Genomic DNA, 771 nt, shown 5'->3' with positions numbered 1-771 from the left:
TTTACAGTATTTGGAAGACAATACTGAAATGAACATCCACAAAAACACCCGGCTAACCCCGTATCAACGCCAAGCCATCTGGCGCGCCTATACGCAGGATAAAACCACCATTACTTCACTGTCCCGGCAATACCAAGTTAGCAGAGTAACCATTTACCGAATCCTCAAGGCCGCACGGTTGCAGCTGCTCACGCCGCAAAACAGCACCAACAACCGTTTTAAACAAGCCAAGTACGGCATGAAACGTTTGGCCAAAGTGGAAAAGGCAATCGAAGAAAAACTCAAAAAGCAGGCCAAACGCTACAACAAATCTTATCCCGGCGAAATGGTGCATTTCGACACCAAACGGCTGCCCTTATTGCAAAATCAAAAGACAACCGACCCGAGAGATTATCTGTTTGTCGCCATCGATGACTATTCCCGCGAACTGTATGCGGCGATTTTGCCTGACCGTACTGCTGCCAGTGCCGCCAAGTTTCTTTTGCGCGATGTGATTGACTGCTGTCCGTATACCATCGAATGCGCTTACTCGGATAACGGTATGGAGTACCGGGGCAATGCGGCTCATCCTTTTGCGGTTGCCTGTATACAAAACAATATCGGCCAGAAGTTTACCCGTATTGCCCGACCGCAGACCAATGGCAAAGCGGAACGGGTCATCCGCACCTTAATGGAGATGTGGCATGATAAGTTTCCGTTTAAGGATTCGGAGCATAGGCAGAAGGAGTTATGCCGTTTTGTGAATTTTTATAATACGGTTAAGCCGCATAA

1 protein-coding gene is annotated in these 771 nt (G+C 48.0%); it reads left to right on the top strand.

Annotation, left to right across the window (positions count from 1 at the left end):
• Positions 1-28 precede the first annotated feature (28 nt).
• Positions 29-771 (top strand): integrase core domain-containing protein (locus BDE01S_RS10840; RefSeq protein ID WP_066081481.1); only part of this gene is annotated, 743 nt, incomplete at its 3' end.

Origin of the sequence: Bergeriella denitrificans NBRC 102155 (assembly GCF_001592185.1) — a bacterium.
Classification (GTDB): Bacteria; Pseudomonadota; Gammaproteobacteria; order Burkholderiales; family Neisseriaceae; genus Neisseria; species Neisseria denitrificans.
This window is presented reverse-complemented; position numbering and strand designations above follow the sequence as displayed.